Genomic DNA, 22699 nt, shown 5'->3' with positions numbered 1-22699 from the left:
GGGGACCGTGGCCGCCCGGTCGTACCGGGCAGCCACGCGGTGATCTGCTACTTCACTGGCCCAATCAGGGCGAGAGACGGCTGGAACATGTAGGCGAACGAGGTCGTGGCGCCCGAGAGCTTGTTGCTCAGGTAGGACACCTCGTTGAGTCCGACCAGCGAGGTGGTCAGGTTCTCCGCTTCGTAGACCTTCTGTGCCGCCACGATCAGCTTCGCCCGTTCGGTGGCGTCGTCGCTCTGCTGGGCCTTGGCGAGAGCACTGTTGACGCTCGGGTCGTCGTAACCGGTGTAGTTGTACGTGGCGCCCGGCCGGAACGAAAGACCAAGCTGTTCCAGCGGGTCGGCGACCTGGTTGTAGCCGACGCTGAGCAGCAGGTCGATGTCCTTGCGCGCCGACGGATCGACGAAGGTGCTGCCGTACTGGAGTGGCTGCAGGGCCTGGATCCGCACGGTCAGCCCGATGGCCTTGGCCTGCTGCTGGATGAGCTGGGCGAGCTGGGACTGGGTGGCGTCTCCCGCGAGGGTCACGAGCTTGACCGGCTGTTTCGGGGCGCCGACGGAGTCGACGAGCTTCTTGGCCGCGTCGACGTCGTAGGCGTTGGACTTCTCGTACGCCCCGTAGGCGTCCTGGTAGATGTCGCGCGCCTCCGGGTCCCAGCCGCTCGTGGGAAGGTTGGTGTAGTTCGCCTCGCCCGCGCCGTTGAAGACGACCTTGGCCAGCGCCGCGCGGTCGATCGAGGTGAACAGGGCCTTGCGGATGACGCTGTCGGCGAGCGGGCCGCCCGAGCGGGCCAGCGCCAGGTTGACGTACTGGATCGACGGGCCGAAGTGCAGCGTGCCGTCGGCACTGGACTTCAGGCGCGGGATCACGGCCGGGGGCACTTCGTAGGCGCCGTCGACCTCGCCCGACACCAGGGCCTGCGCCAGAGCGGTGGAGTCCGTCAGGAACTTGAGCGTGGCCGTCCTGGCGTGGGCCTTGTAGGCGGGGTTCCAGTAGGCGTCGTTGCGTTCCAGTTCGATGCCGGAGCCCGCGTTCCACTGCTTCAGCCTGAAGGGGCCACTGCACATGAGGCCGCCCTTGGCCGTGCCCAGGTTCTTGCCGGCCTTGACGGCGTACGCCTTCTCGACGATGCCGCCGATCGGGCTGGCCAGCTCCTTGGTGAACAGTTCGTCGTAGGTCTTGAAGCGGACGGTGACCTGGTGGGTACCGGTCGCTTTGATGGACTTCACCTTGTCGAAGAGGAAGTGGGAGGGCGCCTGCGGGTCGAGGTTGCGGCCCAGGCTGTAGGCGACGTCCTCGGCGGTGAGGGGGTGGCCGTTCCAGAACTTCACGCCTTCTCGGATCGTGTAGACCACGGTCAGTTTGTCGGGCCGGGAGGTGGAGGTGGCGAGGTTCGGGCTGGTGGTGAAGTCCGGGTTCGTCCGGAACAGGGGGTCGCACAGGTTGGACAGCACCAGGTCGACGCTGTAGTCGTACGCGTTCAGCGGGTCGAGGGATCCCGGCTCGCCGCGCGGCAGGCCCCAGTCGAGGTGGTCGATGTCGCCTGCGGCGGCCTTGGGCAGGGCATTGGTCAGGGATGGGCCGGCGGCCGGGTCGGCCGAGGGGCCGGACGTGTCGGACGTGTCGGACGAACAGGCGGTGCCGGCGGCGAGAACGAGCACGGCCACCGCGGCGGCGGTGCCGGCCCGGCGGCATGCCACCGCTCTGCGGGCCGCCGGAGCGGGGGACGGGTGGGTGTTCATCTCGTGCTCCTGGGACGGGTCGTGGCGAGCGGGGGGCGGCGGGTGGACCACTCGGTGGCGGCCTCGTAGCAGGCGGCGGCGCGCAGGATGTCCGCGTCACCGTGGTAGGGGCCGATGATCTGCAGACCGACGGGCAGGCCGTGGGAGTCGAATCCGCACGGCACGGAGACGGCGGGCAGGCCGGCGTGGCTCGGCGGTTCGGTCAGACGGTGGAAGGCGATGCCCGGTTCGGTCACCGCCTGGCCGTCGATGTGGGTGGGGCCTGCGGCGGGGCCCGGGTGCGGGAACACGGCGGCAGGCATCGTCGGGGTGAGCAGGAGGTCGTAGCGCGAGAAGACGGCCGCGAAGCCCTCCGCGATCCTGGCGCGGGCGGACGCCGAGGTCCGCAGGTGGTCGGCGGCGGTGAGGGTGCGTCCCTTTTCCGCGAGGCGGTTGAAGACCGGGGCCGAGCCTACCGGGTCCCAGCCGCGCTCCGTCAGCTCGTCCAGAGCGAGGGTGAACGCGGGCGTCCAGAAGTCCATGAAGTACTGGACGGCGTCCGGCAGGTCGACGTCCACCGGCTCGACGTGGGCTCCCAGGTCCTCGGCGAACACCCGCAGGGCCCGTTCGAACCGGTCGCGTACGTCGGGGTCGACCGGGCCCTGGCCGAAGTCTGGGCTGTAGGCGACGCGCAGCCCGTGGACGCTCGCGCCGCGGAGGGCTTCACTGAAGGGGACCGGTGGCGCCGGGAGGGCCATCGGCTCGTGCGGATCGGGGCCGGCGGTGACGTGCAGCATCAGGGCGGCGTCCGCGACGGTGCGGGTCAGCGGGCCGGAGGTGGAGACCAGGCCGTAGACGTCGCCCTCCCCGTACACGGGGATCCGGCCGGTTGACGCCTTGAGGCCGACCACCCCGCAGCACGAGGCGGGGATGCGGATGGAGCCGCCTCCGTCGCTGCCCCAGGCGAGCGGGGCCAGGCCGGACGCCACTGCGGCGGCGGCACCTCCGCTGGAACCGCCCGCGGTCCTGCTGGTGTCCCAGGGGTTGTTGGTGATCCCGGTCAGCGGGCTCTCCGTGACGCCCAGCGCCCCGAACTCGGGCGTGCAGGTCTTGCCGACAAGGATGGCCCCGGCCGCCTTGAGACGGGACCACGCCAGGGTGTCGCGCTGGGGCACGTGGTCCTTGAAGGCCACGGATCCGTACGTGGTGCGCACCCCCGCGGTGTCCGTCAGGTCCTTGACCGTGATCGGCACACCGTGCAGCGGAGCGAGCTGCTCGGCCGACGTGGCCGTCACCTGTCGTTCGGCCTCCCGCGCGGCGGTGAGCGCCTGCTCGGCGGTCACCGTCACGAAGGCGTTGACCAGTGGATCGACCCGCTCGATCCGGGCCAGCACGGCCTGGACCGCTTCCACCGGTGACACCGCACGTTCTCGGATGGCCCGGGCCAGTTCGGTGGCCGGCATGTCGCACAGCAGGTCGTCAGTCATTGCGGCACTCCTCGTCTTCGCCGTCTCCGTCTACGGCAGGCAGCCAGAGCACCCGCCACTGGGCGGTGAACCCGGGCCGCGTCCTGTTCTCGACCTCGATCACGCAGTCGAACAGCAGCAGATGGCCGTCGCCGCGCGGCTCGGCCTGAAGGACCTCGAACGTCAGCCGCATGCGTTCCCCGGCCTGTACCGGGGAGACGAAGCGCACGCGGTCCAGCCCGTAGTTCCAGCCGGAGATCTCGCCGGGAGCGGGCCGCAGGACCCTGCTCATCAGATGGTCGAGGAGGCTGAGCAGGTGGAAGCCCTCGACCAGTTGCTCGGGATAGATGGCCAGGTCGTATCCGTCGGGGTTCTGGTCGACGTAACTGGCTTCGTCGAACAGCGGCAGCTTGTCGCCGTCGACGGCGAACCAGTCCCCGGTGAACGAGCGGCCCACGAGGGCCGGGATGTCGGTGAACATGACCGTCACGCCGTCCTGGGACGGGACGGCGGTGGGGGCGTTGGCGTCAGGCATGGTGGGCCACCAGGAGGGAGTCGACGATCAGGACGCGGCCGGTGCCGTGCTCCACGAAGACGGGATTGAGGTCTCCCTCGGAGAGCAGGTCGGCGAAGCCGGCGGCCAGCAGGGAGAGCCGGTGCACGGCGTCCGCTAGAGGGCCCGTATCGGTCTTGGGCTGGAGGTTGCGGTAGCCGTCCAGCACTGTGCCCAGACGCGTACGGCCGATGACCTGCGCGGCTTCGAGGGGGTCGACGGGGGCCAGCACGGATGCCGTGTCCCTGTGCAGTTCCACGAGCGTACCGCCGGTGCCCACTGTGGTGACGGCGCCGAAGACCGGGTCGGACACGAACCCGATCATGGCCTCCGTGCTGTCGCCGACCTGCCGCTGTATCTCGAAGCCCTCGATGACGGCATCGGGGCGGGCCGCACCGACCCGGGCCCGGATACCGTCGACCGCGAGCCGCAGCGCGGCCTCGTCCTTGACATCGAGGACCACACCGCCGACGTCGGAACGGTGCGCGACGTCGGCCGACGCGACCTTCACGACCACGGGGTACCCGTGGGCCGAGGCCCACCGCCCCGCGCCGTCGGCGTCCGGCACGACCGCCGACTCCACGCACGGCAGCCCGTACAGGGAGAGCAGCTCCCGCGAGAGCGCCGCGGTCAGGGGGCCGTCGTGCCGGGCGACCCGCGTCCGCAGCTCGCGCACCGCCTCTCGGTCCGGACCGTCGGTCCCGTCGTCCTTCCGGGCGCCGGGCACGGGCCGCTGGTTCGCGGCCAGTGAGCGCAGCGCGACGAGCCCGTTACCGATGCCCCGCAGCAACGGGACCGAGGGCCCGAGGAACGCTTCGCAGGCCGGATGGACGCTCACCGAGCTGCTGGAGGCGACGACCAGAGGCTTGGCCGGGCGCCGGTCCGCGACGGCACGAACCGAACGGAATTCGTCGGACTCGTACTCCACCTCGGCGTCGGTGAGCGTGGCCTGGCCGTCCAGTACGACCAGGACGGAGTCGACCGCCGGGTCGTCGAGCACCAGCCGGATCGACCGCTCGTAGCCTTCCTCGGTGAAGAGGACACTTGCCCCGGAGTCGTAGGGGTTGTTCACCGTCGCGCCCGGCATGGCCTCTTCCAGCGCGCGGGTGGTCGCATCGGTGAACGCGGGGGTGGTGACCGAGCGGGCTTCGGCGAGATCGGCGGCCAGGGCGGCCTGTCCCCCGGAGATGGTGATCACGCCGACCCGTGTACCGGCCGCCGGGGGCAGGTCCGGCACCGTGAGGCACTGCAGGACGGACGCCAGTTCGTCGTAGTCCGCGACCAGGGGTACGTCGAGCCGCTCGAAGAGCGCCTGGTACGCGGCGTCGCTGCCCACCAGCGCCCCGGTGTGGGCGATCGTGGCGGCGGAGCCGACGGCGCTGCGGCCCACCTTGAGGACCACGACGGCCTTTCCGGCCTGGCGCATCCTCGTCACCCCGGCGACGAAGGAGGGCAGGTCCCTGATCGATTCGAGGACCACTCCAGCCGCGGCCGTCGCCGGATCGTCGGCCAGCCAGGACAGGTAGTCGGCGGTCGTCAGGCCGTACTCGCCCCCCGATGAGACGATCTTGGAGAACCGGACCCGTCCGCTGGACCGGGCCACGAAGATCGCGGCGGATCCGGACTGGGCGATGAGGGCCACGTTGCCGGGTTCGGCGCCGGTGACGTTGGCGGTGTCGATCCACAGTGGGATGCCGTCGGTGTGGTTGATGAACCCCATGCAGTTCGGCCCGTGCACAGCCATCTCGCTGGTGCGGGCGAAGTCGATGAACGCGCGGGTGGTCGGGGCGTCCAGGCCCACGGTCGGCACGAGCGCCGACCGGCATCCGGCCGACTCCAGCCGGTGCAGGGCGTCCATGACGGCGGGAGCGGGCAGGGAGACGACGGCCGTGTCGATGCCGCCGGGCAGCTGAGCGACCTCCTGAACGGCCGCGAAGCCGTCGATGCTCGCGGCCGACGGGTGGACGACGTGGATCTCACCGGCGTAGGCCCGCCGCCGAAGGTTCCGCAGCACGTGGTTGCCCGCGCTCAGCTTCCTGGCCGAGGCCCCGAGGACAGCGACGGAGGTCGGCCTCAGCAGTGCGCTCAGGCCGCGAGCGTGACGTGGTGGCTCTGTCATCCGGTGACTCCAGACTCGGATTCAGGGGGTGCTTCGACGGCTCGCAGGGGGTTGGACGCAAGCGACGAGGGAGCAGATGTGGTCCGGCTCAGCGGTGAGTGACCGCGGAGGGTGCCGGTTGGTGGGCCGGTCGGCGGGGTGGCACAGGACCGGGTTCTTTCGGGAGGCCGACGGCTTCCCGCGTTGCGTATCGGTGAATGTATATCCATGGATACACTTCGACAATAGGTCGGCCCTGATCAGTTGTGCCGTCACGAGACGTTTACTTGATGGGCGATCCGCCATACCGGCCCACCGCAGCGAAGCGGGCCGGAGAATGGCAGGCTGGAGCCCCAGAAGGAGAGCCGTGCCCCGTCATGTTGACCATGAGCAGCGCCGTCGCGACATCATCGACGCCTCACGTCGGATCCTCGTCGGCGGTGGCCCCTCGGCCCTCACCATTCGAGCCGTGGCCAAGGAGCTGGGTGGCTCCATCACCCTCGTCACCCACTTCTTCCCGACCCGCCCGGAGCTGATGCGCGCCGTCGTGGCAGAGATGATCGACAGCTACGACACCGAACTCGCGGCCCTCGAGGAGGGCGCTGACGCGCCCACGCGGCTGCGGATCCTGATGCGCTGGATGCTCCCGCTGGCCGAGGACGAGTGGGGCGCGGAGAAGGGCCGCATCGTCCTCATCGCCCAACGCGACCAGGAGCCGAGCATCGGGGAGTTCTTCACGACCATGGACGCACGCATACGGGGACTGCTGCGCAGCCATGTCGAACCCCTGGTGCCCGCCGAGCAGGTCGATGCGACCGTCGACCTGCTGCGGGTGCTGGCCAACGGGCTGGTCCTGTCGGCCGTGGAGCACCATCACGCGTGGCCACGGGAGCGGCAGTTGGCGGTGCTGGACGCGGCGCTCGCAGCGTACGGCCTGTAGGACGAACCGGCACGACCCTGCGGTGAGCGTCGCCTGCGGATGGATCCCGGCGCCCTCGCAGAGCGCATGGCCCCGGTAGTGGGAACCCATCGCACCAGCTCGGAGAGGAGTCTCGGAACTGGTGCGCAGCGGATTACGTTTCCGACGCACAGCTCCGCCCGCGGTGCGCGGGCGGAGCCTCCGCGGCCGTTCCGCAGGCCGAACGCCTGACCCAGGCCATCGGTCAGCGGCGGCCGTGGTGACGGCCGACGCTCCGGGCCGGCCGGCAGGCAGGCAGTACCTGGTGGGCAGCGCCCAGTGGTGACCAACTCAGCAGCCGGGACATCCTCAGGTCCTCACCGAGGAGACCTCGCGGTCGGTGCCACCTCGCCCTGAGCGAACGCGATCTTCCGGCAGGCTCAGCATGTGTACAGCCGGAGCCCTCGCATCACTCGATGCGAGGGCTCTCCGCTCAGCCGGGTGGCTAGTTGAGCTGTTCCGTCTTGCTGGCGACGAGGTGGCCGGCCTCGAAGCCTTCGATGCGAGCCGAGTGAGCGGCTGCCGCGACGGGGACCGTCACGTCCGCCTGTCCATCGGTGAGGTCCACTGATGCGCGCGGTCGCTGGTCGACGTAGACGTCCACGCGATCGACGTTCGTCGCCTTCACCTTGAGTTTCAGAGAGCCGTTGACGGAGATCGCGTCCGTGATGGACACGGCGTGCGGCTCCCGGTCCTTGAGGAGCCGGCCCGCCCGGTTGAAGAGATCGGCGTTGTCCTCCAGGAGATCCCGGCGGGTCATCCGGTGCGGCTGGTCGGGGATGACGCCCAGGTCCTCCACCGGGGTGCCGGACAGGGCGCCGACCCGGAGGGTCCGGCGGATGGACACGCGCATGCCGCTTCCCTTCGGCAGCGGTACGTACGGCGTGGCCCGGTCGCCTTGCAGGAGGTCGGAGAGAAGCTTGTGGGTCCAGACGTTGGCCCCGCCGGCGCCGGTGTTCTCGTCGGTGCCGAGCACAGGGCCGATCCCGTGGTCCTGGAAACCGGCGGCGAAGATGTCGGTGGCCGAGTAGCAACGGGCGTTGGTGATGAGAACCACCGGCCCGAAGTACTGCTGCCCGATCGCGTTGGCACCGTCCTCGGGGGTGAGGGGGAAGGCGCTGGAGAAGGTGGCGCCGATCTCCAGCGCCTGCTCCATGGAGGGGACCCAGGCACCCAGGTCGATGCCCGAGGAGCCGTCCTGGTGCTCGCGGCAGATGCGCAGATTGAGCGGGGTGTTGATGAACTGCACCGGCTCGGGCGCGATCCGGCGGGGGGTGAGGACCTGCAGGGCGAACTCGGCGGCGTGGATGTGGCCGCCGCCATTGTCCCGGACGTCCACGATGAGCCCGTTCTGCGGCAGCTGGCCGATGAGGCTGACGAACTCCTTCACGAAAGCCATCGGGTCGTTCACGCTGAAGGTGAAGATCCGGATGTGGCCGAACGTCCCGGACGGCGTCTCCACCTGCTGGGCCTTGAACACCTTGGGCATCGTCGTGGCGATCTCACCCTGGCGCAGCTCGGGCGCGGGTTCGTCGGCCTGGACGGCTTGTTCCTGGGCGACGACCCGAGGGGCGAACAACAGCACCTTGGCCCGGCCCACCTCGTCCGCGTCGAGGTCCAGCCCCTGAGCCAGGGCCGCGGCGCTGATCGCGTCCGCGTCCACCATGGGAGGCAGATTCTCCACGATGCGCCAGTTCTCGCGCAGCTCACGCTGCGTGCCGCTCTCGTCGAGGTAGCTGACGGTCACCCACTCCTCGAAGGGAGGCAGGTGGATGCGCAGCGGCCGCACGGTCAGCGACTGGACGCCTCGGCTGCGCCGGGCAGGGGCGTTGCTGCCGGCGAACCGGGCCGCGTTCAGGTCGACGGCCGACGAGATGGGGATGCCGCTCCAGTGGGTGATCTCGACGCCGGGCTTGAAGCCGGGTGCGGAGAAGCCCTCGGCCACGTGAGTGACCATGAAGTGGGTGCCCTGGTCGTCCGTGTACTGCTCGATGAGGAACGGCAGGAAGGCGATCTTGCCGTTGAAGGGGTCAGGGAGCAGGTAGTTCGTGTGCAGGTCTCTGACGGAGTGGAAGATCTCCGACACCTCGGCGTGGAAGAGCCATTCCCGAGGCATGGTCTGCTGCGTCTGCCGCTCCAGACGCCGCCGCAGCACCCGCAGGCGCTGGACCGGGTTCACGGCGTGCATCGCGGCCTTGAGCGGCAGGTGGACGTAGTTCTGCTCCAGCAGGACGAGTGCCTGGTCGACGATGAGGCGGCGCTCCTCCAGTGTCAGAGTGCCGGCACCTTCGAGGAAGCTGCTCAAGGGGGTCGAGGTGGCCAGGTGGGCGCGGACCGGTTCCGCGGCCTGCTGGATGAACGAGGGTGTTCTGTGGTCGGCCGAGTCCGTCATGGTGTCCCTCAAGGGTTGAGGTCAGGGGCTCCCAACGTCAGGCAGTCGGCCGCGGCTTGAGCGGCGTACACGACGTTTTCGCCTGATCGGACGTAGAGAAGTGCCTCACACGGCGGATCCGGCCGCCCCGGCGGGTTCACCTCCGCGGCATGCAGAGCCGACGGAGGCCCGGACGTTCCTGTCCGCCCTCACCACCGGACAGACCGACGACGTGCCCGCCTTCGCTGATATGAGGTCCCGACGGTCCAAGAGCCCGGGCGGCCGAGTCACATCTCGGCCGGCCCGGGCACTTCACCTGTCCGGTGCGGTGACGCTCCCCCGCCGCCTCAGACGATCATCCACTGCTGGTTCGCGCCGGAGGTGCAGGTCGACTGGTCCAGGGCCGCCCCGTTGGCGGTGGACGCCCCGGCGACCTGGAGGCACTTGCCGCTGTTGACGTTGGTGAAGGTGAGGTAGGCGCCGATCACCGCTGTCCTCTTCCACAGCTGGTGCGAGGCCCCGGTGCACGTCGACTGGACGGCGGCCGCCCCGTTGGCTGTCGACGCCCCGGCGACCTGGAGGCACTTGCCGCTGTTGACGTTGACCAGCTGGTAGTTGGAGCCCACGGCGGTGGGCACCCACTGCTGGTTCGTCCCGGAGTTGCAGTTCCCGGAGTTCACCGACGCTCCGTCAGCCGTACTCGCGGACCAGACGTCCGCGCACTTGTCGGCGTTCCGGTTCCACAGGTGGTTGTTCGGGGCCCCGAGCGGACCGGAGAGGACGGGCCAGCCGCCCGAGAAGGTCATCTGACGGATGTCGAGGGCCTCCCGCCCGGCCTGGTCGGCGTCGTAGTAGTGGTAGGCGAGGTACTTGGACGTGCCGTCGTCGTAGGCGTCGGCACCGCCGGCGGCCACCCTGGGGCGAGCGCCGTTGAGGACGGTGGTGCCGCCGTTCGAGAGCATGTTGGTGCCGCTCTGGTCGAGATACGGTCCCGTGATGCTGGTGGACCGGCCGACCACGGTGTAGTAGTTGCTGTTCGTCCCGCTGCAGCACAGCCCCTTGGAGCCGAAGAGGTAGTAGTAGCCGCCGTTGAGGACGATCGTCGGGTTCTCGATGCCGACGGCGAGGTGCCAGAGGTTGTGGTCGGTGGTGGACAGCTTGCCGGTGGACTGGTCCAGGACGTGCATGTAGGTGCCGGGGCCGGTGAAGGAACCCCAGGAGATGTACAGGCGGCCGTCCGGTCCCCAGTCGACGTTGGGGTCGATCGGGTAGTTGACGTCCGTGACCATGCCCTGGTCGGTCCAGGGGCCCTCGATGTTCGTGGCGGTGGCCACGCCCATCACGGCGTACGAGGTGCCCCAGCGGGAACCGGCGTAGTACAGGTGGTACTTGCCGTTGAACTGCTTGATCTCCGGGGCCCAGATGTTCGGCGGGGTCGCACCGAGCTTCTCGGTGATCCAGGACGGGGTCGACTCCCAGACGTTCCCCACCTTCGTCCATCCGGACGCCGCGGTTCCGCCGCACGTCCTGCGGATGGTGACGGATCCGCTGGGGTTCGCCGAGTCGTTCTCGAACCCGGTGGAGAAGCCGTAGTAGCAGCTGCCCACCTTGATGAGGCTCGGGTCGTGCATACGGACGTCACCGCTGAGTGCCTGCGCGGGAGATGCGGTGACCATGCCGAGGACGGTCAGGAAGGCCACCAGGACCGCCCCGAGTGCGGACCGGCCGCTTCTCACACGTATCCCGGGACGCGGCCCCGGGTGGTTGTGGACGCGCATACGAGACTCCTTCGTGTCGCAGTTGAGGGGCGGGAGTTCACCCCCCGAGTGGGCGTCGGCCGTTCCGGGCTGCGCCGAGTTCTCCGTGTCCGCGCCCCATCGGGGAGGTGATGGGGCGCGGACACGGGCCGGACCAGCGGTTCTGCTGGATCGCGGCGCCGGGAGGACGTGTGGGGTGCGGGCTTTCGGTCCGCCTCGGCGCGGCTTGAGGCCGCTGCCGAACGGCGATGGCGGTCGGGGGCGGGGTCGTCTAACCCTTGACCGCTCCGGCGGTCATGCCTGCCACGATCTGCCGGTTGAAGAACAGGAACATGATCAGCGGCGGGATCGTGATGAGCAGGATGTCCATGAAGAGCAGGTTGTAGCTGGTGCTGTACTGGCTCTGGAAGTTGAACAGGGTCAGCTGGACGGTGGCGTTCTGTTCGCCGGGCAGGAAGTACAGCGGGTTGGTGAAGTCGTTGAAGACGGCGACCGACTGCACGACGATGACCGTCACGATCACCGACCGCAGCACCGGGAGGATGACCTGGAAGAACAGCCGCAGCGGTGACGCGCCGTCGATGATGGCGGCCTCGTCGAGTTCGCGCGGGATGGTGGCGATGAAGGCGCGGAAGAGCAGGATGGAGAAGGACAGACCGAACGCGATCTCCACGAGGATCAGTCCGGGGAGGGTGCCGAACAGGCCGGCCTTCTGCAGGACCCAGATCGTCGGCACCACGGCCGGGGGGATGATCAGCCCGGACAGGACGAGGAAGTTGATGAGTCCCGTCCAGCGGGTGACCCGCCGCTGCAGTACGAACGCGACCATCGCCCCGAGGACGACCATCGCCGTCACGCTGGCGACGGTCAGGATCACGCTGTTGATGAACGCGATGACGAGGATGTAGTCCCGCGCCTGGACGACCTCGACGAAGTTGTCCACCAGCTGGAAGTGGTGCGGCCAGGAGAAGTCGAGCTGGGAGGCCTGCTGCGGGTCCTTCACGGCCGTCAGCACGATGAACGCGAACGGGACGACGAAGACGACGACGCTGACGGCGACCGACACGACGCCGAGCCAGGTACGGGCGGGATTCCTCACCGCTCCACCTCCTTGCTCGCCAGGAAGCGGGACAACGGGACGATGACCGCCGTCACGACCAGGAAGAGGATGACGTTTCCGGCGGTCGACAGGCCGTAGAAACCCGCCTGGTACTGCTTGTAGATGACGGAGGCCACCACGTCGGAGCTGAAGCCCGGTCCTCCGCGTGTCATCGCCCAGATGAGGTCGAAGGACCGCAGGCCGCCGATGAGCGACAGGATGATGACGGTCGAGGTCGCCGGCCAGCTCAGCGGCAGGATGACGTTGCGGAACTGTTGCCACGGGCCCGCGCCGTCGATCCTCGCCGCCTCGTAGTAGTCCTGAGGGATGGACACGATGCCGGCGATGTAGATGACGGTCGCCAGCCCGACGCCCTTCCAGACGTCGACGAGGGCCACCGAGAACAACGCCAGCGACGGGTCCGTCAGCCAGCCAGGACCGTCGATGCCGACGACCGCCAGCGCCCTGTTGATCGCTCCGGTGGAGGGGTCCATGAAAGCGGTGAAGGTGATGCCGATGCCGACGGTGCTGACCAGGACGGGGAAGAACACCACCGAGCGCAGATAGCCACGGGCGCGGATCTGGCTGGTCAGCAGGATTCCCAGGAGGAGGCCGAGGACCACCTTGAGGCCAGAGGTGACGACCGCGTAGAGGAACGTGTTGACGAAGCCCTTGACGAGGGCGGGTTCCTGGAAGAACTCGGTGAAGTTGTCCAGGCCGATGAAGGTCGACTTGAAGATGGTCCACCGGGTCAGGCTGAAGTAGAACGACGCGAACGTCGGGACGAGGAACAGCACCCCGTAGATCACTGCGGCCGGCAGGTAGAACCAGGTGGGATAGGCGCTGTGCGTCTTGGCGGACCGACGCGTTCTGGCCGCCACTTTCGGCTTCTCGGCCGTCGGTGGCCCGGTCGGTACAACTGTGGTCATCGGTCGACCTCTCTCGGGCGCCTCCCCGCACCCCTTTTCGGAGGCGGGGAGACACTGACGTGCGTTCCTACCAGCCCGACAGGCCGAGCTGCTGAGCCTGCTTCTTGACGTCCTTGTCGTACAGGGCCGCGCCGGCCTTGGCCCCGGTGATGCCGGAGCCGACCTGGACACAGATCTGTTCGAGGCTCGGGCCCTTCACCGGGGACAGGAACTCCAGCGCCGGGCTCTGTGCGTCGTCGGTGAAGTACGCCGCGACGTCCTTGGTGATGTTGGGAACGTCCGACGGCAGGGTGCAGCCCTCGACCAGGTACGGGCCGGTGGGCGTCGACGCCTCCGCCTGGGAGGTGCAACCGGCCGGGCTCGCGGTGAACGCGAGGAACTTCTTGACCGCGGCGAGCTTGTCACCGGTGGTGCTCTTCGGGACGTAGAAGGCGTTCGGGAACCACGCCGTCATGCCGTTGGCGGAGGCCTCGTCCCCGGGCAGGGCGAAGAAGCCGACGTCGTCGAGCTCATCGGGGTTGCTCGTCCTGATCGCGCCGATGACGGTGGAGAGCATCGGGTACTGGGCGCCCTTGCCGGTGGCCAGCATCTCCAGGCCCTTGACGAGCGTGGCCGACGCGTAGTCGGAGTTCTGCAGCTTCAGGTCGTGGATCTGCTGCAGGTGCTCGAAGCCCTTGACGGCGTTCTCGTCCGTGGCGAACTTCGCCTTGTTGCCGGTGAACTCCTGCGCGAAGTCCGGTTCCTCGGCGGACACGTTGTGGAAGTCGCCCAGGACGAGGAGCTGGGAGGTCCAGGTGTCCTGGTAGGTCTGGATGACCGGGGCGATGCCGGCGGCCTTGATCTTCTTGCTGTTGGCGATGAAGTCGGCCCAGGTCTTCGGCACCGTCAGACCGAGCTTGGCGTAGACCTTCTTGTTGTAGAGGACACCGCCGCCCAGAGCCGAACCGAAGGGCACGCCGTAGGTCTCGTCACCGACCGTGACCTGGGGGACGAAGGACTTGTCGAGGCTCTTGACGTACGAGTCCTGGGTGATCGGCGTGAGGGTCTTCGCCGGGTCGATCTGCTGGAACAGCGAACCGGTGTTGTACGAGAAGACTTCGGCCATGCTGTCGGTCTGCAGCCGCGTCTTGATGAGGTTGTCGCCGTCGGCTCCGCCGGGGCGCGTCTCCACACTGACCCTGATCTTCGGGTTCTTGGCCTGGAAGTCCTTGGCCAGTTGCTTGGCGGCCGCAAGGTTGTCGGGCGCGTTGTCGACGAGCAGCTTGATCGTCGTCGCGCTGTCGTCCCCGCCGGACGAGCCGAGAGAGCCCGCGCTGCACGCGCTGAGCAGGAGCGGCAGAACGGCGGCTGCGGCGACGGCCGTCCTTCTCTTGGCGCGAGTGGTTGACCTCATGGATGTTCCTTCGTTCAAACGGGGATGGATCGTTTCAATGGCTTGGGGGTGACGCCTCAAGGCAGCGGCGCGAGAGACTGCGTACCCTGCGGCGGACGCGAGCACTGGACGGACCAACCCTCCGGCGGACGACTTTTCGAGGCAAGGAAGTGGGCCGGTAACGATGCGACAGAGGGCTTCTGGGCCCTCTGGTCTCCATCTGCCACTTCTGACACCCTGAGCGGCCCGGCCGTGGTGCAGCCGCCCGTCGTGGGCCCTGTCTTACGAACTGCCTTCGTGTAACGTTCCACGAAGGGGTGCCCCAAAGGTTGAAGCGAACAGGCCGGAGCCGTCAAGTCATCCGCGAGTAACGTTCCGGAAACACCGACGGGCGGGGCGAGGCGGTGCATGACAACGGAGGTACGCACCAGTGCGACCGGCAAGCAGTTCGAAGAGAGCCACCATCACCGACGTCGCGCGCAGCGCGGGGGTGTCCACCTCGGCGGTGTCGAAGGTGCTGCGCAACGCCTACGGGGTGAGTCCGGCGATGCGTGAGCGGGTGCAGGCGGCCATGGCCGAGCTGGGCTACCGTCCGCACGCCGCCGCCCGCGGCATGAGGGGCCGCACCTACACGATCGGCGTTCTCCTCGCGAGCATCCGCAACGCCTTCTACGCAGACCTCCTGGACGGCGTGAACACAGCCCTGCGAGGCACCGAGTACGCACTGTTCCTCGGCTCCAGCGGCTCCTCCGAGATGGAGGAGCAGACCAAGCTGATCCACGCCATGGCGGACCGCCAGATGGACGGTCTGATCCTGATCGCGCCCACCGTCCCCCGCACGGAAGTGGTCCGCCTCGCGGCCGAGGTGCCGACGGTGGTGATCGGCCACCACGATCCCTCCCCGGCGTACGACTGCGTGGTCAACCAGGACGGGGCCGGCGTCGACCTGGTCGTCGACCACCTGATCGCCCTCGGGCACCGGGACATAGCCCATCTGTCGCATCCGACGGTGCGCGGCACCCAGTGGGAACAGCGGCCCGAGCACCACGTCCGGGCCGCCTACCGTGCGGCGATGGCCCGGCACGACCTGGCCGACCTGGCCCGGGTCGTGCACTCCGGGTATTCGGACGAGGGCGGCTACCGGGGCGCCATGGAGCTGCTCACCTCCACCCGCCCGCCCACCGCGATCTTCGCGGGCGCGGACGTCGCCGCGACCGGCGTCTTCCGGGCCGCCGCCGAGCTCGGCCTGCGCATCCCCGACGACCTCTCGCTCGCCGGCTACAACAACACCTCGGTCGCGGCCCTCGCGCCGGTGAACCTGACCAGCGTCGACCAGGCGGGCGCCATGATGGGCGAGACCGCGGCCCGACTGCTGCTGGAGCGGATCGAGAAGCGGCGCGACCGCGCCGTCGTCATGGCCTCGACGCCCCACCTCGTGGCACGCGGCACCACCGCACCGCCGCCCGGCGCCTGATCGACCGGCTCCCTCGCCGCAGAGCGTTCGACCCGTGTCCTGAGCGGGCGAGCGTCGAACCCGTGCGAGGGACGCCGCAAACTTCCTCAGCTTCTCCTCTTGACGCGCCGGACATCTCCGCCTCAGGGTTGAGTCGTTTTAGGCGTGGAACGTTGCACACGACAGAGAAGCGAGGCGGCCGGCATGGGCCTTGAGCGTCCCGAACCCGACACCACACTGGTCTCCGTCCGGTTCGAGCATCGACAGGACGCGCTCGGCGTCGGCACGTCCGAACCCCGCCTGTCGTGGCAGGTCCGCACCGACGACCCCGCCTGGCGGCAGACGGCGTACGAGGTAGAACTGGACGGCGGTACGACGGCACATGTCGATTGCGCCGAGCAGGTGCTGGTGCCGTGGCCCTTCGCACCCCTGGCCTCGCGCAGCGGGGCGAGCGTGCGGATCCGGGTGGCCTGCGGAACGCGCTGGAGCGACTGGAGCGCGCCGGTCACCGTGGAGACAGGACTGCTGCGCCCCGACGACTGGACCGCCCGCTTCATCACCCCCCACCGCCACGGCGCCCTGGACGCGCCCGCCCCCGAGCTCGTACGGACGGTCGTGTTGCGGGAGGACGTGGTCTCGGCCCGCCTCTACGCCACCGCTCACGGTGTCTACACCGCGTCCCTCAACGGCACCCGGGTCGGTGACGAGATCCTCGCCCCCGGCTGGACCAGCTACCGCCACCGACTCCGGTACCAGACCCATGACGTCACCACCCTGCTGAAGAAGGGCGAGAACACCCTCTCGGCCGTGCTCGGCAACGGCTGGTACCGCGGCCGCCTCGGCTGGTGGGGCGCCCGTGCCCTGTACGGCGACCGGCTGGCCCTGCTGGCCCAGCTGGAGGTCCGCTACGCCGACGGTTCGGTGGAGGTCTTCGGCACCGACGAGCAGTGGCGGGCCCGCGATTCCGGGATCCTCGCGGACGACCTCTACAAGGGGCAGCGCACCGATCTGCGGTTCACCCCGGGCGAGGCCGACGGTCCGGTGGAGGTGCTGTCCGGGCAGGAGGCGGACCTGGCGCGACTGGTCGCCCCGGAGGGGCCACCAGTACGCGTCACCGAGGTGCTGCCCGCGTCGAAGGTCTGGCAGTCGCCGTCCGGCCGTACGCTCGTCGACTTCGGCCAGAACATCGTCGGCTGGGTCCGGCTGCGCGTGCGTGACACCACGGCCGGCGCCGAGGTCGTCGTCCGGCACTCCGAGGTCCTGGAGGACGAGGAGCTGTGCACCAGGCCACTGAGGACGGCCGACGCCATCGACAGCTACCTCCTGGCCGACGCCGAGGAGACCGTCCTCGAACCCTCGCTCACGTTCCACGGTTTCCGGTACGCCGAGGTCACCGGCGTACCGGACCTGGCGGCCGATGATGTGCACGCCGTCGTCGTCAGCAGCGACCTGCGCCGCACGGGCTGGTTCTCCTGCTCCGACCCGGACCTGGAGCAGTTCCACGAGAACGTCGTCCGGGGCACACGCGGCAACTTCCTCGACATACCCACGGACTGCCCGCAGCGCGACGAACGGCTCGGCTGGACCGGCGACATCCAGGTCTTCTCCCCCACCGCCACCTTCCTCTTCGACGCGGCGGGCTTCCTGTCCTCCTGGCTCGCCGACCTCGCCGCCGACCAGCACCCCGACGGCGCCGTCCCCTGGGTGATCCCCGACGTCCTGGACGACGCGGCCCCGACCGCGGCGGCCTGGGGTGACGCCGCCCCGGTGGTGCCCTGGGTGCTGTACGAACGCTACGGCGACCTCGGTGTCCTCCGGCGGCAGTTCACCAGCGCCCGCGCATGGGTCGACAAGGCCGCCTCCCTCACGACCGACGGAGTGTGGGCGGGCGGCTTCCAGTTCGGCGACTGGCTCGACCCCACCGCGCCGCCGGACGACCCGTTCGCCGCCCGCACTCCCACCGATGTCGTCGCCACCGCCTGTCTGGTCCGGTGCGCCGACGTCGTCGCCCACACCGCGGAGGTACTGGGCCGCTCCGCGGACGCCGCCCACTACTCCGCACTCGCCGACCGGACCCGCCAGGCGTTCGCCCGCGCCTACGTCACCCCGGCGGGCCGGGTGCTGGGCGACTCGCCGACCGCGTACGCCATGGCCCTGCAGTGGAACCTGCTGGCCTCCCCGCGCCATCGCGCGGTGGCCGGGGACCGGCTCGCCGACCTCGTCCGCACCAACGGCTTCCGCATCGCCACCGGATTCGTCGGCACCCCGCTGATGACCGACGCCCTCACCTTGGCCGGGCACCCGGAACTCGCCCACCGGCTGCTGCTGGAGAAGGGGTGCCCGTCCTGGCTGTATCCCGTGACGATGGGCGCCACCACGGTCTGGGAACGCTGGGACAGCCTGCTGCCCGACGGCACGGTCAACCCCGGTCAGATGACCTCCTTCAACCACTACGCCCTCGGAGCCGTCGCCGACTGGATGCACCGCACCGTCGCCGGACTCGCCCCGGCCGCACCCGGCTACCGCGAAATCCTCGTACGCCCGCTGCCGCACCGGTCACTCGCCCACGCCACGGCCGTGCACCTCACCCCGTACGGCGAGGCGTCCGTGGGCTGGCAGCGCGAGGACGGCCGCTTCGACCTGAAGGTGGTCGTGCCCGCGGGAACACGGGCCACCGTCCACCTCCCCGGTTCCGGGCAGCCTCCGGTGACCGTGGCGCACGGCACGCACACGTGGAGCGTCGACGACCCCTGCCCCGCCCCGGCACCGTCCGAGGTGGTCACCGTGCGGGACCTGATGGACGAGCCCGGCCTGTGGGCACACACGGTCGGTGCCCTGACCCGGCAGGGGCTGAACGGGGACTCGGCACAACTGGCCCGGCAGCTGGGGCCCTTCCTGGACCTGCCGGCGGGCCGACTGCCCACGCTGCTCAACAGGGTCCTTTTCGAGGACGGCGGCGCCGACGCCGCCGCCGCTCTGGAGACCCTGCTGAGCAGCACGGCGGACTGACCTCCCCCACGCACACCGTGTTCGCGGCGCAATCAGCCGCTGACACATACGATCTGAAACGATTCATACGAGGATGCCATGCACCGTAGACGCTCACTCCTGTTCGTACTCCTCAGAGGCCTTCTCGTGTTCGCCGTGGTCGGAGGCACGGCGGTCGTGCCCGCCTCCGCGTCTCTTGCCGGGTCGGCCTCGGGCGCGCCCTTCTCCGTGAAGGCACTGACCACCAACGGCAGGGCGAACCCCCTGGGCATCGGTGGTGAGGACCCGGTCTTCGGCTGGCAGTCCACGTCGTCCCGGCGGGCGACCTCGCAGAAGGCGTATCAGATCCAGGTCGGACGCACGCCGGGGTCCGCAGATGTGTGGTCCTCCGGCAAGGTGGCATCCGGCCGCCAGGTCGGCGTCCGGTACGGCGGCCCCGCCCTGAAGGCGGCCACCCGCTACTACTGGCGGGTGCGGGCCTGGGACGACAGGAAGGCCGCGAGCCCGTGGAGCGCGCACGCGCACTTCGAGACGGGCCTGCTGGACTCCGGCGACTGGGACGGCGCCCAGTGGATCACTCGTCCTGAGGCCGCGAGTGAACTCGACATGTGGACCGACTACACCGCCACGGTCGACTTCAAGATCGACAGCAATGCCTTCGGCATGTTCCTGCGTGCCTCCGACGCGAGCAACGGCTACATGTGGCAGTTCAACGTCACGGGCCCGACCCCGATGCTGAGACTGCACAAGCAGGTCAAGGGAAACTACAGCGTGGTGAAGGAGGTGGACCTCGCGCCCTACGGCTTCACCAACGCCAGTCTCCTCGCCGACCGCCACACCGTCCGCTACGACCTGGTGGGTACCACCATCAGGACGACCTTGGACGGCAAGCCGGTCGACACCTTCACCGACGCCACGTTCAGCAAGGGCTACATCGGATTCCGCACCCACGGATGCTGCGGCGAACGGGGAACCGTCTACGACGCCGTCGTGACCGGCGCCGACGGCGGCACGCTGCTCGACACCGACTTCGCTTCCGACCGGAACCCGTTCACCGGCGGTGAGATCGTCGGCTCCGCCCTCGTGGTGTCCGGCACCACTGACGCCCTCAAGGAGCCCGCGGTCCGGCCGCTGCCGCTGCTGCGCAAGGGCTTCGCGACCAAGGCCGGCAAGAAGGTCGCCTCCGCGCGGGTCTACGCGTCGGCGCTCGGCGTCTACGAGCTGGAGATCAACGGCAAGGCGGTCGGCGACCAGGTGCTCGCCCCGGGCTGGACGAACTACCACAAGCGCATCCAGTCCCAGACCTACGACGTGACGAAGCTGCTCACCCGCGGACACAACGCGATCGGCGCATCCCTGGCGAACGGCTGGTGGGCCGGCAAGGTCGGACTCGGCTGGAGCGGTCAGTACGGGGACGCCCCCGCTCTTGTGGCGAAGGTCCGCATCACCTACACCGACGGTTCGGTCCAGTGGATCGCCACGGACGGATCGTGGAAGGCGGCGGACGGCCCCTACATCAAGGCCGACCTGCAGGACGGCGAGACCTACGACGCCGGCCTGAAGCCCTCGGGCTGGAGCCGGCCCGGATTCGACGACGCGAAGTGGGAACCCGCCACGAGCCTGAAGTCCCGGACCGCCCTCCTGGTCCCGCAGAGCGACGAGCCGGTGCGCCGGACCCAGGTGCTCAAGTCCCGGAAGATGACCGAGCCCACCTCCGGCGCCTATGTCTACGACCTCGGGCAGAACATGGTCGGCGTGTCCCGGCTGACCCTCACCGGCTCCGCCGGACAGACGGTCAAGATCCGCTACGCGGAGGTGCTCAACAAGAACGGCACCCTCTACACCGACAACTTCCGCAGCGCGCGGGTCACCGACCGCTACGTCTTCGCCAAGACCGGGACGGTGACCTACGAGCCCACCTTCACCCAGCACGGGTTCCGCTACATCGAGATCACCGGGGTGAGCGAGCCTCCCGCGCTCTCCGCCGTCAAGGGCGTCGTGTGGGGGTCCGACCTCCCGTCCACCGGCAAGCTGAAGACCTCGGACAATATGCTGAACCAGCTGGTGAGCAACATCTCCTGGAGCCAGCGGGGCAACTTCCTCTCCATCCCCACCGACACCCCCGCCCGCGACGAACGCCTGGGATGGACGGGAGACATCAGCCTGTTCGCGCCCACGGCCAACTACCTGGTCGACACCCGCGCGTTCCTGTCCCACTGGATGGCGGACGTCCGCAACTCCCAGTACGCCAACGGTGACCTGCCCGCGGTCGTACCGACCCCACAGGGCCAGTTCGGCGACAGCGGTGTCGGCTGGTCCGACGTGATGATCACCGTCCCGTACTCCGTGTGGCGCTCCTACGACGACACCCGCATCCTGCGGGAGAACTACCCCGCCATGCAGAAGTTCTTCCAGTTCGTGCGCGACAGCGCCGGACCGGACCTTCTCGAACCCGGCCGCACCACCTTCTTCACCAACGACTGGCTGCACCTGGACGACCCGACCGAGCAGGGCATCCTGGGCACGGCCTACTACGCCGAGAACGCCCGCATGATGGCGGAGGTGGCCAAGGCCCTGGGTGATGACGCGGCGGCGTCCGACTACAGCAAGCTCTCCGCCGACATCCGCGACGCCTTCACCAAGGCGTACGTCGCAACCGACGGCACCGTCAAGCGCAACTCGCAGACCGGGTACGCGATGGCCCTCGGCATGAACCTCGTCTCCGACCCCGCGCTGGTCGAGAAGGTCGGCGAGAAGTTCGTGGCCAAACTGGCGCTCACCGACAACCACCTGCGGACCGGCTTCATCGGCACACCGCTGCTGCTGCCCGCGCTGAGCAAGATAGGCAGGGACGACCTCGCCTACAAGATGCTGCTGCACAAGGACTACCCGTCCTGGGGCTACGAGGTCGCCAACGGCGCCACCACCATGTGGGAACGCTGGAACTCGATCATGCCCAACGGCGACTTCGGCCCGGTCGACATGAACTCCTTCAACCACTACGCCTATGGGGCCGTGGGTGACTGGATGTTCCAGAACATAGGCGGCATCTCCTCGATCGAACCCGGCTACAAGCGCTCCCGGATCGCGCCGGTGCCCGGCGGGAACCTGACCAAGGGCTCCGGAAGCCTCAAGACCGTCTACGGCCTTCTCTCCTCGAAGTGGAGCACGAACAACCGGGCGCTCGACCTGAAGGTGACCGTGCCGGTCAACACCGTCGCCGAAGTTCACGTGCCGGCGAAGACCCTTGGGGCGGTCACCGAGGGAGGCCGACCGGCCAAGGCCGCCAAGGGCGTCCGGTTCCTCCGGATGGAGGGCGGGGCTGCCGTGTTCGAGGTCGGGTCGGGCTCCTACCGCTTCGGCGTCCGCACCGGCCTCGGCGACGCCAAGGAGGCCACCGGGTAACCCCGTGACATGACCTGATGGCAGCCTCAACGCTCCGGACACGCCGACGGCATGTCTTGCGTGCTCTGGTGGCCACCACGCCGTGAACGCCACTCCACGACCGCGACTTCCCGCCGATGAATGGCCGCCGACTCACGACCCGGTCGCGATTGCCGGCCGGAACAGGAGTCGCTGTCACCGGCGTCGCTCCCCTGCCGCACAGCTCCCTGGCTGTGCGGCAGGGGAGCCTGGCCTCCAGGCCCCTGTAGCAACCTGGTGGCCCGCTCCCATCGGCCGCGCCGACAGCACCCCCGAACGCGGGACTCCGCCCTCGCCACCCCGGCCGCGGATGTGAACGGCACCCTGCCCGCCAGAGCCACGGCGGGGACGGCACGGAGCCGGTCGCGTCCGTGCCCTCGCCGTCGCCGTAGGGGCGCACGATGTCGTCACCGCCATCACGTCCGCGCACGACGGCCGCATCGGCGTCGAACTGCCACCCGCCGGCTCTCCTCGACCACGACCAGCCGCAGCCGGGGCACACCGTTCTTTC

Annotated in this window: 13 protein-coding genes; 4 read left to right on the top strand and 9 right to left on the bottom strand. The window is 69.2% G+C overall.

Annotated features, from left to right (window positions below; translation table 11 throughout):
- Nucleotides 1-47: 47 nt before the first annotated feature.
- From OG858_RS44965 to OG858_RS44950, 4 genes are read right to left on the bottom strand one after another with little or no spacing between them, the layout of a single operon-like run.
- Nucleotides 48-1742: an ABC transporter substrate-binding protein gene (locus OG858_RS44965; protein ID WP_143677436.1), complete on the bottom strand. Its 1695-nt coding sequence runs from the start codon at nucleotides 1740-1742 to the stop codon at nucleotides 48-50.
- Nucleotides 1739-3208 carry an amidase gene (locus tag OG858_RS44960; RefSeq protein ID WP_319065922.1) on the bottom strand — a complete coding sequence of 490 codons (1470 nt, stop codon included), beginning with the start codon at nucleotides 3206-3208 and terminating at the stop codon, nucleotides 1739-1741. Before OG858_RS44960 ends, OG858_RS44965 begins: the two co-directional genes overlap by 4 nt.
- A complete protein-coding gene (locus tag OG858_RS44955; RefSeq protein ID WP_086746518.1) occupies nucleotides 3201-3722 on the bottom strand; it encodes a hotdog family protein in 522 nt (173 codons plus the stop codon). The genes OG858_RS44960 and OG858_RS44955 overlap by 8 nt, the downstream gene beginning before the upstream one ends.
- Nucleotides 3715-5859, bottom strand: a complete 2145-nt coding sequence (locus OG858_RS44950; RefSeq protein WP_086746517.1) for an acetate--CoA ligase family protein — start codon at nucleotides 5857-5859, stop codon at nucleotides 3715-3717. Before OG858_RS44950 ends, OG858_RS44955 begins: the two co-directional genes overlap by 8 nt.
- Nucleotides 5860-6205: 346 nt before the next feature.
- Between OG858_RS44950 and OG858_RS44945 the strand changes: the two genes are divergently transcribed.
- Nucleotides 6206-6778: a TetR/AcrR family transcriptional regulator gene (locus tag OG858_RS44945; protein ID WP_179200780.1), complete on the top strand. Its 573-nt coding sequence runs from the start codon at nucleotides 6206-6208 to the stop codon at nucleotides 6776-6778.
- Nucleotides 6779-7241: 463 nt separating this feature from the next.
- Here OG858_RS44945 and OG858_RS44940 read toward each other — a convergent pair whose 3' ends face one another.
- The 5 genes from OG858_RS44940 to OG858_RS44920 all read right to left on the bottom strand — a co-directional run bounded on the left by OG858_RS44940 (nucleotide 7242) and on the right by OG858_RS44920 (nucleotide 14345).
- A complete protein-coding gene (locus OG858_RS44940; RefSeq protein WP_086746515.1) occupies nucleotides 7242-9188 on the bottom strand; it encodes a S41 family peptidase in 1947 nt (648 codons plus the stop codon).
- Between the two features lie 326 nt (nucleotides 9189-9514).
- A complete protein-coding gene (locus OG858_RS44935; protein ID WP_086746514.1) occupies nucleotides 9515-10945 on the bottom strand; it encodes a family 43 glycosylhydrolase in 1431 nt (476 codons plus the stop codon).
- A 250-nt stretch (nucleotides 10946-11195) separates the two neighbouring features.
- Nucleotides 11196-12023: a carbohydrate ABC transporter permease gene (locus OG858_RS44930; protein ID WP_086746513.1), complete on the bottom strand. Its 828-nt coding sequence runs from the start codon at nucleotides 12021-12023 to the stop codon at nucleotides 11196-11198.
- Nucleotides 12020-12952, bottom strand: coding sequence for a carbohydrate ABC transporter permease (locus OG858_RS44925; protein WP_086746512.1), 933 nt, complete (start codon nucleotides 12950-12952; stop codon nucleotides 12020-12022). The genes OG858_RS44930 and OG858_RS44925 overlap by 4 nt, the downstream gene beginning before the upstream one ends.
- A gap of 67 nt (nucleotides 12953-13019) precedes the next feature.
- Nucleotides 13020-14345 carry an ABC transporter substrate-binding protein gene (locus OG858_RS44920; RefSeq protein ID WP_086746511.1) on the bottom strand — a complete coding sequence of 442 codons (1326 nt, stop codon included), beginning with the start codon at nucleotides 14343-14345 and terminating at the stop codon, nucleotides 13020-13022.
- A 409-nt stretch (nucleotides 14346-14754) separates the two neighbouring features.
- Here OG858_RS44920 and OG858_RS44915 point away from each other — a divergent pair, with 409 nt between their 5' ends.
- The 3 genes from OG858_RS44915 to OG858_RS44905 all read left to right on the top strand — a co-directional run bounded on the left by OG858_RS44915 (nucleotide 14755) and on the right by OG858_RS44905 (nucleotide 22170).
- Nucleotides 14755-15798: a LacI family DNA-binding transcriptional regulator gene (locus OG858_RS44915; protein ID WP_319065918.1), complete on the top strand. Its 1044-nt coding sequence runs from the start codon at nucleotides 14755-14757 to the stop codon at nucleotides 15796-15798.
- Between the two features lie 183 nt (nucleotides 15799-15981).
- Complete coding sequence (locus OG858_RS44910; protein WP_319315169.1) at nucleotides 15982-18786, top strand: glycoside hydrolase family 78 protein; 2805 nt, start codon at nucleotides 15982-15984, stop codon at nucleotides 18784-18786.
- A 78-nt stretch (nucleotides 18787-18864) separates the two neighbouring features.
- Nucleotides 18865-22170 (top strand): family 78 glycoside hydrolase catalytic domain, encoded by a 3306-nt coding sequence (locus OG858_RS44905; RefSeq protein WP_319315166.1) that lies wholly within the window; start codon nucleotides 18865-18867, stop codon nucleotides 22168-22170.
- Nucleotides 22171-22699: the final 529 nt, after the last annotated feature.

Source organism: Streptomyces europaeiscabiei, from assembly GCF_036346855.1.
In the GTDB taxonomy this organism is placed as follows: Bacteria; Actinomycetota; Actinomycetes; order Streptomycetales; family Streptomycetaceae; genus Streptomyces; species Streptomyces europaeiscabiei.
Note: the sequence above shows the minus strand (reverse complement) of the source record. Positions and strands in the feature narration are given on the sequence as shown.

Excerpts from the sequence above, each read along its gene's own strand:
- OG858_RS44920 (WP_086746511.1), bottom strand. The coding sequence starts at position 14,345 with ATGAGGTCAACCACTCGCGCCAAGAGAAGGACGGCCGTCGCCGCAGCC.
- OG858_RS44910 (WP_319315169.1), top strand. The coding sequence starts at position 15,982 with ATGGGCCTTGAGCGTCCCGAACCCGACACCACACTGGTCTCCGTCCGG.
- OG858_RS44960 (WP_319065922.1), bottom strand. The coding sequence starts at position 3,208 with ATGACTGACGACCTGCTGTGCGACATGCCGGCCACCGAACTGGCCCGG.
- OG858_RS44940 (WP_086746515.1), bottom strand. The coding sequence starts at position 9,188 with ATGACGGACTCGGCCGACCACAGAACACCCTCGTTCATCCAGCAGGCC.
- OG858_RS44955 (WP_086746518.1), bottom strand. The coding sequence starts at position 3,722 with ATGCCTGACGCCAACGCCCCCACCGCCGTCCCGTCCCAGGACGGCGTG.
- OG858_RS44965 (WP_143677436.1), bottom strand. The coding sequence starts at position 1,742 with ATGAACACCCACCCGTCCCCCGCTCCGGCGGCCCGCAGAGCGGTGGCA.
- OG858_RS44935 (WP_086746514.1), bottom strand. The coding sequence starts at position 10,945 with ATGCGCGTCCACAACCACCCGGGGCCGCGTCCCGGGATACGTGTGAGA.
- OG858_RS44950 (WP_086746517.1), bottom strand. The coding sequence starts at position 5,859 with ATGACAGAGCCACCACGTCACGCTCGCGGCCTGAGCGCACTGCTGAGG.
- OG858_RS44925 (WP_086746512.1), bottom strand. The coding sequence starts at position 12,952 with ATGACCACAGTTGTACCGACCGGGCCACCGACGGCCGAGAAGCCGAAA.
- OG858_RS44905 (WP_319315166.1), top strand. The coding sequence starts at position 18,865 with ATGCACCGTAGACGCTCACTCCTGTTCGTACTCCTCAGAGGCCTTCTC.